The sequence below is a fragment of the Clostridium sp. CTA-19 genome, assembly GCF_054767855.1.
Genome location: NZ_BAAABH010000006.1, coordinates 14,906 through 32,597, shown reverse-complemented (window position 1 = coordinate 32,597; position 17,692 = coordinate 14,906). Strand labels below are relative to the sequence as shown.

The 17,692-nt window shown below is 28.0% G+C and carries 16 protein-coding genes; 11 read left to right on the top strand and 5 right to left on the bottom strand.

Annotation, left to right across the window (positions count from 1 at the left end; translation table 11 throughout):
* Positions 1-181: 181 nt before the first annotated feature.
* Complete coding sequence (locus tag ACYUE0_RS04885) at positions 182-787, bottom strand: acetate uptake transporter (RefSeq protein ID WP_061996018.1); 606 nt, start codon at positions 785-787, stop codon at positions 182-184.
* Between the two features lie 258 nt (positions 788-1,045).
* Here ACYUE0_RS04885 and ACYUE0_RS04880 point away from each other — a divergent pair, with 258 nt between their 5' ends.
* Positions 1,046-1,762, top strand: a complete 717-nt coding sequence (locus ACYUE0_RS04880) for a nuclease-related domain-containing protein (protein WP_460269695.1) — start codon at positions 1,046-1,048, stop codon at positions 1,760-1,762.
* Positions 1,763-1,852: 90 nt separating this feature from the next.
* On the opposite strand, the gene purB is transcribed toward ACYUE0_RS04880, so the two are convergent.
* Positions 1,853-3,283, bottom strand: coding sequence for an adenylosuccinate lyase (purB, locus tag ACYUE0_RS04875; protein ID WP_460269694.1), 1,431 nt, complete (start codon positions 3,281-3,283; stop codon positions 1,853-1,855).
* A gap of 163 nt (positions 3,284-3,446) precedes the next feature.
* On the opposite strand from purB, the gene ACYUE0_RS04870 reads away from it, so the two are divergent.
* Complete coding sequence (locus ACYUE0_RS04870) at positions 3,447-3,674, top strand: DUF378 domain-containing protein (RefSeq protein WP_061996021.1); 228 nt, start codon at positions 3,447-3,449, stop codon at positions 3,672-3,674.
* Positions 3,675-3,835: 161 nt separating this feature from the next.
* On the opposite strand, the gene ACYUE0_RS04865 is transcribed toward ACYUE0_RS04870, so the two are convergent.
* From ACYUE0_RS04865 to ACYUE0_RS04855, 3 genes are all read right to left on the bottom strand, one after another.
* Entirely contained in the window at positions 3,836-5,197 is a 1,362-nt protein-coding gene (locus ACYUE0_RS04865) for an MATE family efflux transporter (protein ID WP_061996022.1), read from the bottom strand.
* 184 nt (positions 5,198-5,381) lie between these two features.
* The gene (locus tag ACYUE0_RS04860) at positions 5,382-6,299 is read right to left on the bottom strand and encodes a pseudouridine-5'-phosphate glycosidase (protein ID WP_061996023.1); all 918 of its coding nucleotides are present in this window, start codon (positions 6,297-6,299) and stop codon (positions 5,382-5,384) included.
* Between the two features lie 53 nt (positions 6,300-6,352).
* On the bottom strand, positions 6,353-7,450 hold the full coding sequence (locus ACYUE0_RS04855) for a PfkB family carbohydrate kinase (RefSeq protein ID WP_460269693.1): 1,098 nt from the start codon (positions 7,448-7,450) through the stop codon (positions 6,353-6,355).
* A 1,334-nt stretch (positions 7,451-8,784) separates the two neighbouring features.
* Between ACYUE0_RS04855 and rsxC the strand changes: the two genes are divergently transcribed.
* The 9 genes from rsxC (at position 8,785) to ACYUE0_RS04810 (ending at position 17,469) form a co-directional block, all read left to right on the top strand.
* Positions 8,785-10,101 carry an electron transport complex subunit RsxC gene (gene rsxC / locus ACYUE0_RS04850; protein WP_061996025.1) on the top strand — a complete coding sequence of 439 codons (1,317 nt, stop codon included), beginning with the start codon at positions 8,785-8,787 and terminating at the stop codon, positions 10,099-10,101.
* A gap of 15 nt (positions 10,102-10,116) precedes the next feature.
* Positions 10,117-11,058: an RnfABCDGE type electron transport complex subunit D gene (locus ACYUE0_RS04845; protein ID WP_061996026.1), complete on the top strand. Its 942-nt coding sequence runs from the start codon at positions 10,117-10,119 to the stop codon at positions 11,056-11,058.
* Positions 11,059-11,619: an RnfABCDGE type electron transport complex subunit G gene (locus ACYUE0_RS04840; protein ID WP_061996027.1), complete on the top strand. Its 561-nt coding sequence runs from the start codon at positions 11,059-11,061 to the stop codon at positions 11,617-11,619.
* Between the two features lie 2 nt (positions 11,620-11,621).
* On the top strand, positions 11,622-12,239 hold the full coding sequence (gene rsxE / locus ACYUE0_RS04835) for an electron transport complex subunit RsxE (protein WP_010296115.1): 618 nt from the start codon (positions 11,622-11,624) through the stop codon (positions 12,237-12,239).
* Between the two features lie 19 nt (positions 12,240-12,258).
* Entirely contained in the window at positions 12,259-12,834 is a 576-nt protein-coding gene (rsxA, locus tag ACYUE0_RS04830; RefSeq protein ID WP_061996028.1) for an electron transport complex subunit RsxA, read from the top strand.
* A 24-nt stretch (positions 12,835-12,858) separates the two neighbouring features.
* Positions 12,859-13,686, top strand: coding sequence for an RnfABCDGE type electron transport complex subunit B (locus ACYUE0_RS04825; protein WP_082761233.1), 828 nt, complete (start codon positions 12,859-12,861; stop codon positions 13,684-13,686).
* A gap of 308 nt (positions 13,687-13,994) precedes the next feature.
* Complete coding sequence (locus ACYUE0_RS04820; protein ID WP_061996030.1) at positions 13,995-14,414, top strand: SoxR reducing system RseC family protein; 420 nt, start codon at positions 13,995-13,997, stop codon at positions 14,412-14,414.
* A gap of 174 nt (positions 14,415-14,588) precedes the next feature.
* Entirely contained in the window at positions 14,589-15,257 is a 669-nt protein-coding gene (gene deoC, locus ACYUE0_RS04815; protein ID WP_061996031.1) for a deoxyribose-phosphate aldolase, read from the top strand.
* Positions 15,258-15,966: 709 nt separating this feature from the next.
* Positions 15,967-17,469 carry a Na+/H+ antiporter NhaC family protein gene (locus tag ACYUE0_RS04810; RefSeq protein WP_157450898.1) on the top strand — a complete coding sequence of 501 codons (1,503 nt, stop codon included), beginning with the start codon at positions 15,967-15,969 and terminating at the stop codon, positions 17,467-17,469.
* The last annotated feature ends 223 nt before the right edge of the window (positions 17,470-17,692 follow it).

Genomic DNA, 17,692 nt, shown 5'->3' with positions numbered 1-17,692 from the left:
AATTACTATATCTTATTATAATTAAAATTTCAAATAAGTTACCCATTAAAAATTAGATATATAAATTAAATTTTTAAATTATATATAATAAACAAAAGGCTAGTAAGTTAATTTTATCACTTACTAGCCTTTTCTATTAGTTAAAACTTATGTAATTCTAAATCAATATTATGTAAAATAACTATTTAAATATTCCAAAGGGTTTTCCAACTGGTAATACGATTTTTCCAAAGTGAGTGTTTAATACTGCTGCTGCACTACCATAAAATGATACTATAGCTATTCCAAGTTCTGCATATGCTGCCATCATATGTGCAGGTTCAGCTATAATTCCAAATGAACTTAAAGTTAACCCTAGGAATAGGAAATCTATAAAGAAAAATATTGTAAACAAAACTTTATGTGTTTCCATCGCTCCTACTGTCATATATATTGTAAATATTAAATATGCTAAAAAAGCGAATCCTAATTGTTTTGGATCTGCTTTTGATGCAAGAGCTTCTCCAAACACACCATTTTGAATTAACCAAGTAAGCCCCATAGAATACCAAAAGAATGCATAGGCTCCAAAAGCTGTTGCTCCAAAAGTATTATTATGTTTAAAATCATTTATTGATGCAACCAATTGAGCAGATGCACCTAAAAATATTGCCCATGGTAAAACAAAAGATACATCTTGTGTTAACCCAAGTTTTTGTGAAGATGCTACTAATGTTATTACAGCAAGTCCAAACAATCCTAAAGCTGAAGGATCTGCTGTTACGATTTGTACTTTATTATTACTCATAAGTCCCTCCATATTAAATATAATTTCGCGCTATATTATAATTCCATTAAAATTTTATATAAATTTACAAACGCCTATTTAGATTATTATATTTAATAAATAAAGTCAACATATTTTTTGTCTCTATTTGTTAACTATATATTAATTTTGTATCTTTTTTCTTATGTCGAATATTGTAATTTTATCTTATTTTTTCTATAATAAACATATAATAAATATATTTATTATAGAAATCTTTTATTTACAAAGGAGAAAATTTTGGCTACTATACTAAAAAAGAAAAATCGATTAAAGAGACATAGACTTATACATTATTTTAATATTCTATTTAATATTATTTTTATATATCTGTTTTTATATTTAGGTACTAATATACACTTTTTATTATATTTATTAATTTTTCCATCTACATTTTTTATTTATATTTTAAATAAGAAAATAAAAAAATTAAACTCTGGTATTAAAGGTGAAGATACAACTTTACAAGTACTAAAAAAACTTAAAAACAGTTATACTGTTTTATCAGATTTAAAAATAAAGTCAGACCATAATTCTGCGCAAATTGATACTATAGTCATTGGTAAAAATGGTGTTTTTATAATAGAAACTAAAAATATTTTTGGATTTATTTGTGGAAATGGAAATGATAAAACTATTTCCATTTCTAATAAATATTATAGTAATGGAAAAACTAACTTTAAGATGTACAATCCGTGCAGACAAGTTAAAACTCATATAAAAAAGATAAACAAAATCTTAAAAAATCTTAATGTTGATTGTAATGTAGATGGTATTATCTATTTTACTAATCCAAATGCTAACGTAATTTTTAAGAGTACTCCTTTAAAAATATTTTTACATAAGACAAGCGGTGGTTATGACATGCTTAACTATATATCTAATTCTAATAAAGGTAAAAATTTGACTAAAAAAGAGCAGAGTCTAGTAATTAATGTATTAAAAAAATATTTATAATTATAAACAAAAATACCCAATAGGTAGACTTTTTTTATATTGTCTACTCTATAGGGTACATTTTGCTAAGCCAAGGTTATTTTTTTATAATTAAACAGTTATTTGAGCACTTTCTCCTAAAAGTTCCTTATTTTCTTCTAATATTGGTTTTACATACTCCTCTACAAAGTCTATTACCTGACCTGGAGCTCTTCCAACAAAGTTTTTAGGACTTATAATAGCTTCTATTTCTTTTTTTGTTAATCCAAAATTATCATCATTTATTATTCTTTCAATTAAATCATTATTTAATCCATCTTCTTTTACTCTTCTTGCTGCATCCATAGAGTGAATTCTTATTCTTTCATGAAGCTCTTGTCTATCTTTTCCTCTTTTTACAGCTTCCATTAATATATTTTCTGTAGCCATAAATGGTAATTCACTGTTGACATGTGCTTCTATAACTTTTGGATAAACAACCATATTCTCAGTTACATTTAAATACAAGTTTAAAACACCGTCTAATGCTAAGAATGCTTCAGATACGGCAATTCTTTTGTTGGCTGAATCATCTAAAGTTCTCTCAAACCATTGAGTTCCTGCTGTTATAGCAGGATTTAAAGAATTTACTATTATGTATCTTGAAAGAGCTCCAATTCTTTCACTTCTCATAGGATTTCTTTTATATGCCATAGCTGATGAACCTATTTGATTTTTTTCAAAAGGCTCCTCCATTTCTTTCATGCTCTGAAGTATTCTTAAATCATTACTAAATTTATAAGCACTTTGTGCTATTTCAGATAAAGTGTTTAATATTATAGAATCAAGTTTTCTTGAGTATGTTTGACCTGTTACTGGATAAGATTTCTTAAAACCCATATCTGCACATACCATTTTATCAAGTTCTTTTACTTTTGATTCATCATTATTAAATAATGCCATAAAGCTTGCTTGCGTTCCAGTTGTTCCTTTCACGCCCCTAAATTTCATTGTTTCTATAACAAATTCTAAATTTTCAAGATCCATAACAAGCTCATTAGCCCATAGTGTAGCTCTTTTTCCTACTGTCGTTAGCTGTGCAGGCTGAAGATGTGTAAATCCAAGAGTAGGAATATCTTTATGTTTTATAGCAAAATTTGATAAATTATTTATTATATTTATAACTTTTTTCTTTACTAAATTTAAAGCCTCTCTCATAACTATAAGGTCTGTATTATCTCCGACATAACAACTAGTAGCCCCTAAATGAATTATTCCTTTTGCACTTGGTGCCACTAATCCATATGCATAAACGTGGCTCATTACATCATGTCTAATCTCTTTTTCTTTTTTTTCTGCAATATCAAAATCTATGTTATCTATATTACTTTCAAGTTCTTTTATTTGCTCATCTGTTATATTAAGGCCTAGTTCTTTTTCAGCTTTAGCTAAAGCAACCCAAAGCTTTCTCCAAGTTTTAAATTTCATTTCATCTGAAAATATAAAAGACATTTCCTTTGAAGAATATCTCTTATTAAATGGTGAATTATATAAATTTCTCATAGCTTCCTCCGTATATTTCAAAAAATTTTTACATTATATTTCATATTATAGCATATTATTTTTCAAAAAGTAATATATTTATTCGTTTTTTTAAAGTTCTAATATTAACTTTGCACTCATATATTTAATTAGAAATATATAATATATCATTGGGGGGAATAATATGTATCACTTTAATTTATTAGACAAAATCTCTTTAATCTTACTTATAATTGGTGGACTTAATTGGGGATTAATAGGTTTACTTAATTTCAACCTTGTTACAACAATTTTTTCAGTTTTTCCTGAAAGTTTAAGCATAGTTTTATCTAGGTTAGTGTACATTTTAGTTGGACTAGCTGCCGTTAATTTAATAAGATTAACCATAACATGCATTAAAGGTAAAAATTAACATAACAAATAATGAAGTCTAAACATATTATGTTTAGACTTCATTATTTTATACTAATTTCAATTTTTTTTAAAGGCAAATTATAATTTTTTATTTAAATATAACTATATAGGTAAACAATCTCCTATTTAAATTTATTCAATAGGTTTAAAATATTTTTACTACATATTACTTACTAAATTTCTTATCCACTTTTTAGATTTAAATCTTGGGAACGCTAACATTACCTTTAAAATTTCCTGTATATATACTACTGATACAACTAAATATATTGGTAATTTTAAAACATGCGCACATACTATAGCAACAGGTATTCCAACTATCCAAACTCCACTCATCTCTAATATAAATGAATATTTTACATCTCCTCCACTTCTTAAGATTCCTACTATGAATATGCTTGTAAGCATTCTAAACGGTGTTATAAAACTAAACACACGTAATATAATTTTAGTGTCATGTAAAACTTGTGGTGAAACATTATACATCTCTACTATTGGCGTAGTTGCTAAAAATAATAGTGTACCAGTTATACACCCAATAACAAATGTAATCTTTACAAACCGATTTCCATATACTTGAGCATTTTCTTCCCTACCAGCACCAATTTCATTTCCTATCATAACTGCGCATGCATTAGCTAGTCCAAACCCAGCTACTATAAATATATTTTGTATAGTACTTGCTATCTGATATGTTGCAACAGCCTCAGTTCCTATCCTTGCATATATTACTGAATACATAGTCATTCCTAAGGACCAACAAAGTTCATTAATAACAACTGGGTACATTGTTTTTACAACTCCAAAAAAGAATTTTTTATTAAAATCAAAGAATTCTTTTATTTTTCCAACTAATGGACCTTTTCTTTTATATATTACAATTATTATAAGTGCCATTTCTATTATTCTTGCAATAAGCGTAGCAATAGCTGCCCCTTCAACTCCCAAAGTTGGAAAACCTAATGCTCCAAATATAAGAATATAATTAAATACTGTATTACACAAAAGAGCAATAGCACTTGTTATCATAGGTAATTTAGCCTGTCCTATACCTCTGCAAGAAAAAGCAAAAGCATAACTTATAGCTGTTATTACATAACTCCATCCTACTATTTTCAAATAATCTGCACCTAATTTTATTACTAATGGATCTTTGGTAAAAAATCGCATTACAAACTCTGGAGCAAAAAAAGCTAATACATTAAATACTAATCCTCCAGCACATCCTAAAATTAAGCAAATCCCTAATATTTTTCTTATATTACTTTTATCATTTTTCCCCCAAAACTGAGCAGTAAATATTGAACATCCACTATTAACTCCAAAAATAAATAGTGAGAATAAAAAATAGAACTGATTTGCAAGACCAACTGCAGCAATTTGTGTTTCCCCCAATTTACCTATCATTATAGTATCTACCATGTTTAATGATGATGATATTAAATTTTGAATCATTACTGGAATAGCTATTGCAAACATTTTCTTATAAAATCTTTTATCACGTAAAACTCCCTTTTCCATATTCCTCCTTAACCTATTTTTTATATTTTTTCTACATTATGAATATTATCATATTTTTTTATTTTCAACTATATATTTAAAAAATATTATTTATTTAGCAAAATACACATAAAAAAGCTGTCTCTAAATAGAAAATAAATTCTATTTAAAGGCAGCTAATACTAAAATATATTTTAGTTATATATTATTGTAATTTACTTAATTCTACAGCTAAATCAGCACCAAGTTTAGCATTGTTGTAAACAAGTTCTATATTAGCTTCTAAACTTTGTCCTTTAGTTATTTCTTTTACTTTTGAAAGTAAGAAAGGTGTTGATTCTTTGCCTTTTATACCTTTTTCTTCTGCTTCTTTTACTGCATTATTTATAGCATTCGTTATCATGTCATAATCCATTGCATATTCTTCTGGAATTGGATTTGCAACAACAACTCCACCTTTTAAACTTAAATCCCATTTTGCTTTTAATGCAACAGCTAATTCTTTCGCATCTTCAACTTTATAATCTACTTTAAATCCTGATTTCACAGTATAGAACGCTGGTAATTCCTCTGTTTTATACCCAATAACTGGAACTCCTTTAGTTTCTAAGTATTCTAAAGTTAATCCTATATCTAGTATAGATTTTGCACCTGCACAAACTACAGCAACATTTGTATTTCCTAATTCTTCAAGGTCTGCTGATATATCAAAAGTTTCTTGAGCTCCTCTATGAACTCCTCCAATTCCACCTGTTGCAAATACTTTTATACCTGCAAGATTTGCTATTATCATAGTAGACGCAACAGTTGTTGCCCCATCAAGCTTCTTACCAACTATAAAAGGTATATCTCTTCTACTTGTTTTTATAACATTAGGTGCTTTTCCTAAATATTCAACTTCATCTTTAGTTAATCCAACTTTTAATTTCCCACCTAATATAGCTATAGTTGCTGGAACTGCTCCATTTTCTCTTATTATTTGTTCTACTTTTAAAGCCATCTCTACATTTTTAGGATACGGCATGCCATGAGAAATTATAGTAGATTCTAATGCAACTACTGGCTTTCCTTCTTCTAGGGCTTTTTTAACATCTTCATTTATTTCTAAATATTTTTCTAACATAAAATTACACTCCTTTTAAATAAACCTTTTCATTTATAAATTAATTACAATTTTTATCTTTTTTTATTTTGTTCAACTAATAAATTAACATCCTCTGGATTTATATTGGGATTTATAGTATTTTCATGACTTAACGCCATTGCAGAACATGCCATTGAAAAATTTATAGTATCTTCCACGGAATAATCTCTCAGATATGAATAAACTAGCCCAGATACAAAAGCATCCCCTGCTCCATTAGCATTCCTAACTTCAACTTTATTTGGTGTAACAATTTTTTCATTTCCCTTTTGATCGTTATAATAAGTTCCTTCTTCTCCTAAAGATATGAAAACTCTTTCAACACCTTTATTTAAGAAAAACTCACTAACTTTTGTTAGGTCTTCTTTATTTTTAATTTCTATTCCTGATAAAATTTCAGCTTCATATTTGTTAGGTTTTATTGTATGAAACTTTCCTATTATATCTTTAACTTTTTTACTTTTTTCTGTAGATACTGTATCTAAAAAGAATTTGGTATCTTTAAAATTATTTACAACATACTCTATAATTTCTTTAGGTATATTAGTATCTATAATAGCCATTTTAGAAGACTCTATTATATTTTTCTTTTGTTTAATAAAATCTATAGACATATTGTCTAATATCTCCATTTCAGATATAGCAACATGCATGTCGTTTTTAGAATCTAAGATAGACATATATACAGATGAATTATATCCTTTAAGCATCAAACTATTTTCTAAATCTATACCTAAATCTCTACATTCATTTAATATTTTTGTCCCATAAAGGTCATCACCTATGGTAGTTATAAGCTTTGTATTAATTCCAAGCCTTACTAAATTTTCAGCAATGTTTCTTCCAACTCCACCTAATGACATTTTTATTCTTCCTATATTGGAATCTTTATATATTAAATTTTTTTTGGCTATTCCTAAGATATCTACATTAGCTCCTCCTATTACAACAACAAAATCTTCATCATTTACAATGTAACCCTTACCTTTTATATAACCTTTCTTTATTAGATTAGTTATATGTACAGCTACAGACGATCTTGTTATTCCTAGCACATCACTTAACTGATTTTGAGATATCAAAGGATTCTTTTTTATTAAGTTTAATATTTCTTCTTCTCTTTTCGTCATCTTTTCACCTACATATCTGCTTATTTAATAAGCATTTGTTTAGCTTGTTTAAATAATATCACGTTTTTTTTATAAATGCAACTAAAAAAATAAATGTTTTTTATTTTATTTACATACTTAAAATTTGCTTTTTTTAATATTTATATTCTGTTTTTTATTTAGTCATATTCAAATTTAATAATATCTTAAATTAATTATCTATTTTCAATGATTCTATATAATTTCTAACTATAAGTTTCAATTGATTTTTTAAATTATACATTTCAAAACTTGGATACCTAAAATAGTGAGACCTGCTCCGAATCATTCAAATTCAACATTATATTTTGTATGAAAATATTTTAAAACTATTGAATAAATTAAAATTGGAGCTTGTTTCCCTATAACAATAGAATTATTATTGTTGTAACCATAAATTTTTATCTCATGTAAAACATATTTTTTAATTTTACCCTAATTATTTTCTTTCATCTTATTCATTGAAATTTTCCATCAACATAATTATACTAATTCTAGGTTAACCTATACATCTTAAATTTTATAATATTATTTAAATGAAATTTTTTATACTTCATGAATAAATAAAAATTTGAACTTTCTTCACATAATAATGTTACAATTTTTACTTTTCATTTTACATAAATATTCATACAAATTTATTTTTTCACATTTTTAAATAGCTTTTTTGACAAATTTTTATTTAATAATTAAATATATTATTTAATGTTATTTAAAATTAATATAATTTTATTAATATTTTTTTAAAATTAAAGTATATTTTTTTAGAAATCATCCTACTTTTTTACCAAATAATATATATTTTTCTCTATGATTGTTAATTTTACTACAAATTTTTTTAATTTTAAAAATATTTTTTTAATTTTTCTTAAAAATATTTTTTGAAATTATGATTAAAAATGATGCTTATAATTCAAATTAAAGACTTTTCGTATTTTTCGACATTTTTCATCTACTTTCTATATTGTTCATATTTTTACCACATATTTCATAGTCTTTACACTGAATTTTAAAGACTTGGTAAGAATTTTAATGTTTCTCTTTTTTTATTTATCATGTGTTTTTCTTTTAAATTTAATAGATTTATTTTAAATATATTAAATTTTCTACTATTTTTTTTAAAAAAAATTACTAATATTTCTTTTAAAATATTGAACATTAATTTATATAATTTATATAAATTTGTTAAATTTTTAATATTAGGTTAAATATTTTACAAATCGCACAATTTGTCTTATAATTTTAATTGTATACATACATTTAATTTATAAATGTTAATTTTTTTAACTTTCAGAATACAAAAAGGAGGATTATTTATGGGACTTTTTAGTTTCAAAGGTGGTATTCATCCACCACATGGAAAAACTCTAAGTAAAGACAAAGCAATTGAACCTTTACTACCTAAAAAAGACTTAGTATTTCCAATGAGCCAACATATCGGTGCACCTTGTGAGCCAATAGTACAAAAAGGTGATAGGGTTCTAGTTGGTCAAAAAATTGGACAGGCTACAGGTTTTGTATCCGCTCCAATTCATTCAAGTGTATCAGGTACAGTTAAAAATGTTGTACCAATGCTTCATACTAGCGGTAAAAAGATTATGTCAATTGTAATTGAAAATGATGGTTTATATGAAGAATGTGAATTCACTCCTCATGCAGACTATAAATCACTTTCAAAAGATGAACTGCTAAAAATTATAAACGAAGGTGGAATTGTAGGACTTGGAGGAGCATGTTTCCCAACTCATGTAAAGCTTTCACCAAAGCAAGAAATAGACACAATTATTATAAACGGTGCTGAATGTGAACCTTATTTAACTTGTGACTATAGATTACTGCTTGAAAAACATGCAGAAATTATAGAAGGCTTAGAAATTATTAAACATATGTTCCCTAATGCTAATATTTATATTGGTATAGAAGATAACAAAAGTGATGCAATATCAATTCTTCAATCTGCACTTGAAGAATATAAAGGTATTGAAGTAAAAAGTTTAAAAACTAAATATCCACAAGGTGCTGAAAAACAACTTATATATGCCCTTACTAAAAGAGCTGTTCCAACTGGAAAACTTCCAGCTGATGTAGGATGTATAGTTCAAAATTTAGCGACAATTTACGCTATACGTGATGTTGTTATAAACGGAAGACCTCTAACAGATAGAATTGTTACTATCACTGGTGAGGCAGTTAAAGAGCCTAAAAACTTACAAGTTAAATTTGGTACTTCATTAACTGAACTTGTAGATGCTTGTGGTGGATTCAAAGAAGATCCAGTTAAGGTTTTATCTGGTGGACCAATGATGGGAATGTCACTTATATCATTAGAAGTCCCTTCAATTAAAGGTACATCTGGAGTATTAGCACTTTTAAAAGATCAAGCAGATCTTTCTGAAGAATCTAATTGTATAAGATGTGGTAGATGTGTAACAGCATGTCCTATGTGGCTTATACCATCTAAATTAAATAGTTTAGTATTAAGAGGAGAGTTTGAAGAGTTTGAAAAAAATAGTGGACTATCTTGTATAGAATGCGGTGCTTGTTCTTATATTTGTCCTGCTAAAAGACACTTAACTCAATCTTGTCGTGAAGGAAAACGAGTAATAATGAACAATAGAAAGAAAAGTAAATAATTGAGGTGAAAAAATATGTCTGAAAAGTTATTTACAGTATCATCATCTCCTCATATAAAGTCTAAGGACTCTGTAAACACTATAATGAGAGATGTTGTTATTGCTTTAATGCCTGCTCTAATTGCAGGAGTTATATATTTAGGAATTGGAGCACTTGTAGTTACAATTGCTTGTGTAGTTTCTTGCGTAGTTTTTGAATATCTATTTCAAAAAATAACAAAACGCCCTATTACTATAAAAGACTTAAGTGCAGTTGTTACCGGAATACTTTTAGCTTATAACCTTCCACCAACTGCTCCTATTTGGATTTGTGTTATAGGAAGTGCTGTTTCTATAATAGTTGTTAAATGCTTCTTTGGAGGAATTGGACAAAATATAGTAAACCCTGCACTATTAGGTAGAGCTTTCTTATTATCTGCATATCCTGGTCATATGACAGAATGGACGCTAAATGGAGTTTCTACAGCAACACCTCTTGCTATCGCTAAATATGGCGGCGGCTCAATGCCTTCAATTGCAGATGCATTTTTAGGTAATGTAGGTGGTTGTGTTGGTGAAATTTCTGCATTAGCACTACTTATAGGTTTTGCTTATTTATTATATAGAAAAGTTATTACTTTTCATATTCCTGTAGCTTATATAGGAACTACATTAATTCTTACATTAATATTAGGATTTATAGGTAGAGATAGTTTTACTGTTAACCAAGCAATTATTGAAATGTTCTCAGGTGGATTAATGATTGGTGCAATATTTATGGCTACAGATTACACTACATCTCCTATGACTAAAAAAGGACAAGTAATCTTTGGTGTATGTTGTGGTATTTTAACTACAGTTATTCGTATATTTGGTGGATATGCTGAAGGTGTATCTTATTCAATACTAATCATGAACTTGTTTGTACCTATAATCGATAAATATGTTAAGCCGCGTGCTTTTGGGGAGGTAAAATAAGTGAAAGAAAATTTTAAATTAGGTGGAATACTTCTTATAATTACAGCAATCGCTGGACTTATATTATCTGTTGCCCATTCAGTTACTATGGGACCTATTTTAGCTAAAGAAAAAGAAGAAAAAGTTGCCGCTATGAAAGTTATATTGCCTGAAGCTGAAGATTTTGCAACTGTAAAAGATGTTGAAATAACAGAAGAAATTCTTGGCGTTGAAGCTGGAACTAAAAATGGTAAAAACGTTGGCTACTGTATAAATGTATCTAGCAAAGGATATGGCGGACCTATTAATATGATGATTGGTATATCTGAAGATGGTAAAATTGAAGGTGTACAAATCTTATCACTAAGCGAGACTCCAGGTCTTGGTAGTAAGGCTAAAGAACCTGAGTTTATAGATCAATTTAAAGATAAAGAAGCGACTGAACTATCTGTAGATAAAGAAAGTGGTTCTGATGATAAAGTTTTAGCAATCTCTGGTGCTACTATAACATCTAAAGCTGTTACAGCTGGAGTTAATAATGCTGTTAAACTATTTAATGAAAATCTGAAAGGAGCGCAGTAATCATGAGTAAACTTACAGAAAGATTAAAAGCGGGTATAATTGTTGAAAACCCTGTTTTTATACAAGTTTTAGCTATGTGTCCTACCCTGGCTACTACAAGCAACGTAAAAAATGCCATTGGTATGGGACTTGCAGCAACTGCAGTTCTTATAGGATCAAATGCAGTTATAGCACTACTTAGAAAATGTATTCCTGATAAAATCAGAATACCAGCATTTATAGTTATTATTGCTAGCTTTGTTACTTTAATTCAATTTTTAGTACAAGGATATTTACCTGATTTATATAAAGAATTAGGATTATTCATACCGCTTATAGTTGTTAACTGTATAATTCTTGGAAGAGCTGAAGCTTATGCTTCTAAAAATACAGTTATTGATTCCATATTTGATGCTATTGGTATGGGTCTTGGATTTACTTTAGCATTAACTGTATTAGCTTCTGTAAGAGAAATATTAGGAGCTGGAACTTTTTATGGATTACAAGTGCTACCAAAAGCTTATGAGCCAGCAGGAATTATGCTTCTTGCACCTGGTGCTTTCATAACTTTAGGAGTACTACTAGCCATATTAAATCAATACAAAATTTCTAGTGCTAAAAAATCTAAACTTTCAAAATAATATAAAGAGGTGAATAATTTTGGGACTTTTTGCAATATTTATAAGTGCGTTACTTGTTAATAACGTAATCTTATCAAAGTTCTTAGGAATATGTTCTTTCCTAGGAGTTTCTAAAAAAACTGAAACTGCTAAAGGTATGGGGCTTGCTGTTGTATTCGTTATGATACTTGCTTCAACAATTACTTATATAGTTAATAAGTGTATATTAATACCTCTTGATATTGGGTATTTATCTACACTAGCATTCGTATTAGTTATAGCTGCATTAGTTCAATTTGTTGAAATAGTTGTAAAGAAAACTAATCCTAGTCTTTATAAAGCATTAGGTATATTCTTACCACTTATAACAACTAACTGTGCTGTTTTAGGTATTGCTGTTTTAAACATGGATAATAACTATAACTTAATAGAATCTATCGTTAATTCTGCCGGTGCGGCACTTGGTTATATGCTTGCAATAGTTTTACTTGCAGGTCTTAGAGAAAGAATGGAAGAAAATACCGATATACCAGAAGCGTTCAAAGGATTGCCTCTTGCATTAATTACAGCAGGAATTATGGCTATAGCATTCTTTGGATTCAGTGGTCTTATATAAGGAGGCATTTTAATGGACATTGGAATTAAAGAAATATTATTTCCTGTATTAAGCCTTGGAGGCCTCGGTCTTTTATTTGGTTTATTACTTGGATATGCTAATGATAAATTTAAAGTTGAGGTAGATGATAGAATACCTAAAGTTCGTAATTGTCTACCTGGTGCTAACTGTGGTGCTTGTGGTTTTGCTGGCTGTGATGCCTATGCAGAAGCAGTTGTTAATGATGGTGTTAAACCAAATCTTTGTAATCCTGGCGGTGCTACAGCTTCTGCTGGTATATCTGAGATTTTAGGTGTATCCGTTGAAACTTCTGATCCAAAAGTTGCTTATGTTAAATGTAACGGAACTTGTGATAAAGCTAAAACAAAATCTATTTACTATGGTGTAAAAGATTGTAATATGGCTATGAACACTCCTGGTACAGGTGATAAATCTTGTGATTTTGGATGTTTAGGCTTAGGAAGTTGTGTTAAAGCTTGTAAATTTGATGCTTTAGAAATAGTAGATGGAATTGCTAAGGTTAACAAAGAAAACTGTGTGGCTTGTGGCGCTTGTGTTACTGCTTGCCCTAAAGGTGTAATTGCCCTTGTACCTAAAGAATCTAAAGTACGTATACAATGTAATTCTAATAATAAAGGAAAAGATGTTATGGATGCTTGTGCTGTAGGATGTATTAGTTGTGGCTTATGTGCTAAAAACTGTCCTAAGGAAGCAATTACTATGGTAAACAATTTACCTGTAATTGATTATTCTAAGTGTGTTAACTGTGGAATATGCGCTAATAAATGTCCAAAACATTGCATTGAAAATTTACGTAAACCTGCAAACACTAACAAAGTAGAACCTAAATAAACTGAAACTATTAAAGCTTAAAATTTTAGATAATAAAACTTATAAAACCATTAGAGAAGATGTATTCTTCTCTAATGGTTTTAATTTAAATCTTTTATTTTACATAAAATTCAACTTATATATATAGCTCTAATTGGCTAGTTTTTGATGTATAAGTTGAATTTTAGGTGATTCGGAGCATGTCTCACTATTTCGGGTATCCAATTTTGTGGATAAATAATTTTAGAAGTTAACTTGGAACCCTATAACTAATTGTATTTGTATTTTACATATATTTAATTTAATATTAAATTAAGGAGGCGAAAGTTATGGAACAAAATGGTGTTGTAAAAAGAATCAATGGCGATATTGCTGAAATTGCTTTTATAAAGAAATCTGGATGTGGAGGAAATTGTGGTAGTTGTAAATCACCTTGCCCTTCTGATACTATTATAATTCCTGTACAAAACACGTTAGACGCTAATGTTGGAGATGCAATAACTGTTTCAGTTAACAACAAAGCATTTTCTAGTATGACCTTTTGGGCTTATGTATTTCCAACAATAATGACCCTTATCGGTTTGTTTGGAGGAGTTTTTACTTTCAAAGCACTAAATATATCAAACTATGAACTTTTTGGTGCTATAATTGGATTAGTATTTTTAGTAGTTTCATTTTTACTTTCATCAAAATTAAATAAAAAATCTAAAGATGGAAGCTATGATTTTAAAATGATTAAAAAAAATTAATATCTTTTTGAGATATACTTAATTGACATATTTTTCTTTACAGTATATAATATATTTTCAAATATACTGTATAAATAAAGTATATTTTTGTTTTTTAATATAATATAAATATTTATATAGTTAATATGTTATATTAATTATTATTTAAATATATAATTTTTGGAGGTTACCAATATGAATATTGCATCAATGATCGATCACACTATATTAAAAGCTGATACTACATTAGATCAAGTAAAAAAAATATGTGATGAAGCAAAAGAATATAAATTTAAATCTGTATGTGTTAACTCTTGTTACACAAAATTTGTTGCGGAACAATTAAAAGATTCCGGAGTTCTAGTTTGTACTGTTGTTGGGTTCCCTTTAGGTGCTATGGACTCTAAAGCAAAGGCCTTTGAAACTGCAAGATCTATAGAACTTGGAGCTAATGAAATTGATATGGTTATCAATGTAGGAGCCTTAAAGGATAAAAATTATGATTTAGTTCTAAATGATATTAAAGAAGTTGTTGAAACTGCAAAAGGAAAAGCACTTGTTAAAGTTATAATAGAAACTTGCCTTTTAACTGATGATGAAAAGATTAAAGCTTGTGAGCTTTCTGTAGAAGCTGGTGCTGATTTTGTTAAAACTTCAACTGGTTTTAGTACTGGTGGTGCTAATGTCGAGGATTTAAAGCTTATGAGAAAAGTTGTAGGTCCAAATGTTGGAGTTAAAGCATCAGGCGGAGTTAGAACCAAAGAAGATGTATTAAATGCTATCGAAGCTGGTGCTAATAGAATTGGAGCTAGTGCTTCTGTTGCAATTGTAAATGATGATAAATCTGTAAAATCTGATTATTAGTATCTTAAATGGTGTGTTATTTTATTAAGTATTAAAAAATAACACACCATTTTTATTTTTTAATACTTATATTTACTATAAAATATAGGCAATTATATCTATTTTGACAACAATTTAAAATAACTGTATGTTATTCATTTATTTTACACATTGTTAAAAGTAATTTAATTTTTTTGTAAAAATGCCTTGTTAATTTTGACTTTATTATTTATAATAAAAAAAGATTTCAACAAATAAGCTTTATTTATGAACATTACGTTAATAAAGTGTTAATTTTATATTTTTTATATCTTAATTTTGTTAATTTTTTTACATTTTCATTTAACTAAACTAGTTTTTCCTTGACAATTTTAAACCAAATGGCTTATATTATTAGATTTGGTATATATTTTATTGTTTTTTATTTTAAATATATATAAAAAAATATGATATAATAAATTTAAAAGGTTTAAAATTTAAATAAATTTAAATTTCGATTAAAATTTCATTGAATATATAAGTAGATTTTTTAATATATGTATATAAATTATTAATAAAGTATTAGAATTTTCTCAAAACATTGAATTGTTTATTTTTTCATTCTATAATTTACTTAAACATACAAAATTATTTCAAAAAACTTATAAATCTACTTTTTTTTAATTTTTATTTATTATTTTATTTTTTTAGTTACCATTATAAAATGGTTAACGTAGAGGGGGAATTTATAGTGACTTTTTTAATTGGACTTTTAAAACTTTCACCGGTTGGAGTTCTTGTAGGTTTAATGATGTCTGGAATGGATGTTTTAATCGCTGCTCCACTTGCAACTTGCTGGGCAGCATTGATGGCATACTTTACAGAGAAAATTAAATTTAATGAACTTATTGATTGCTCAGTTGAAAATGTAAAATCTATGCAACTTGTTTTCTTTATACTTATGTTTGCATATGCTATGGCAGCTGCATTTATGGCTACTGGCGTAGGTGCTGCTATAGTTAACGTTGCATTAAAATTAGGATTAACAGCTAGAACAGTTGCTGTTACAAGTTTTTTAGTTACTTGTATTTTATCCGTTGCTACTGGAACGTCATGGGGTACTTTTGCCGCTTGTGCACCTATATTCTTATGGCTTTCTCATATAGTTGGTGGGGATGTTTTATTAACAGTTGCTGCCACTGCAGGTGGTTCTTGCTTTGGTGACAATATTGGACTTATATCTGATTGTACCGTTGTTAGTTCAGGTATTCAAAAGGTAGAAGTTATAGACAGGCTTAAAAACCAAGGTGTTTGGTCTATTATATGTCTAGTTATAACTGCTATAATATTCTATTTCTTAAGTGCATATTTTGGACTTTCAAATGTTGCTTCTACCAATGCAGCTTCAGCTATAGATGCAATTCCTAAAGAAGTATGGGGTGTATTACAAGAACAACGACCTGCTGCTGTAGACTTATTAAACCAAGTTAAATTAGGTGTTCCTATATACATGGTAATTCCTTTAATACTTGTTATAGGTTCTGCTATAAAAGGTTTATCTACATTATCTTGTTTATTCTTAGGAATTATTTCTTCACTAATCTTAGGATTATTTGCAGGAACTACTTCTGTACCTGAGTTTTTAGAGTTAGTAAAAGGTGGATTCTCTGAGGCAGGACAAACTGTAATTGTAATGATGATGTGGGTTGGTGCTTTTGGTGGTATAATGGCTAAAATGAGAGCCTTTGAACCTATTTCTAAGTTAGTTGTTTATATTTCAAAAAATGTACGTCAGCTTATGTTCTGGAATGGTGTACTTTCTATAGCCGGTAATGCATTACTTGCAGATGAAATGGCACAAATAGTTACTATTGGACCTATTATTAAAGAATTAGTTGATGAAAATGTTGAAGCTAGTGAAGAAGATATGTATCAATTACGTTTAAGAAATGCTAGTTTTTCAAGTGCATTAGGAGTTTTTGGTTCTCAATTAATTCCATGGCATGTTTATTTAGGCTTTTATGTAGCAATTGCCAATGCCGTATATCCATTATATACTTTTACACCAGTTGATTTTATAAAATTTAATGTAATGGCATTTGTTGCAGTATTCTCATTATTACTTCTTACCCTTACTGGCCTTGATAGATTTATACCTTATTTCGGTATACCAAGAGAGCCACAGGTTAGACTTAAAAAGAAATCTGCTTCTACAGATGACAATTATAACAATGAGTTAGAAGCAACTTCATAATATATGTATGTAAAGCTAGCATTATATAAATGCTAGCTTTTTTATTATTTTAATATATAACTTTTCCCTCTTATTTCATTATAAAATTACATATAAAAATTCACTTTCAACATAAATCTCCCCTATTAATTATAGGTTTATAACTTTATTAACAAATTGTTAGAATTTTCTAAAGATATTGAATTATTTTTTGTATGGCATTATAATCTACTTATAACCAAAC

What these genes read in the sequence shown, in the direction of transcription:
- ACYUE0_RS04820 (WP_061996030.1), top strand. Translation starts at nt 13,995, where the DNA reads ATGGAACAAAATGGTGTTGTAAAAAGAATCAATGGCGATATTGCTGAA.
- ACYUE0_RS04865 (WP_061996022.1), bottom strand. Translation starts at nt 5,197, where the DNA reads ATGGAAAAGGGAGTTTTACGTGATAAAAGATTTTATAAGAAAATGTTT.
- ACYUE0_RS04855 (WP_460269693.1), bottom strand. Translation starts at nt 7,450, where the DNA reads ATGACGAAAAGAGAAGAAGAAATATTAAACTTAATAAAAAAGAATCCT.
- ACYUE0_RS04860 (WP_061996023.1), bottom strand. Translation starts at nt 6,299, where the DNA reads ATGTTAGAAAAATATTTAGAAATAAATGAAGATGTTAAAAAAGCCCTA.
- ACYUE0_RS04870 (WP_061996021.1), top strand. Translation starts at nt 3,447, where the DNA reads ATGTATCACTTTAATTTATTAGACAAAATCTCTTTAATCTTACTTATA.
- ACYUE0_RS04885 (WP_061996018.1), bottom strand. Translation starts at nt 787, where the DNA reads ATGAGTAATAATAAAGTACAAATCGTAACAGCAGATCCTTCAGCTTTA.
- rsxE (WP_010296115.1), top strand. Translation starts at nt 11,622, where the DNA reads ATGAGTAAACTTACAGAAAGATTAAAAGCGGGTATAATTGTTGAAAAC.
- ACYUE0_RS04845 (WP_061996026.1), top strand. Translation starts at nt 10,117, where the DNA reads ATGTCTGAAAAGTTATTTACAGTATCATCATCTCCTCATATAAAGTCT.
- rsxC (WP_061996025.1), top strand. Translation starts at nt 8,785, where the DNA reads ATGGGACTTTTTAGTTTCAAAGGTGGTATTCATCCACCACATGGAAAA.
- deoC (WP_061996031.1), top strand. Translation starts at nt 14,589, where the DNA reads ATGAATATTGCATCAATGATCGATCACACTATATTAAAAGCTGATACT.
- purB (WP_460269694.1), bottom strand. Translation starts at nt 3,283, where the DNA reads ATGAGAAATTTATATAATTCACCATTTAATAAGAGATATTCTTCAAAG.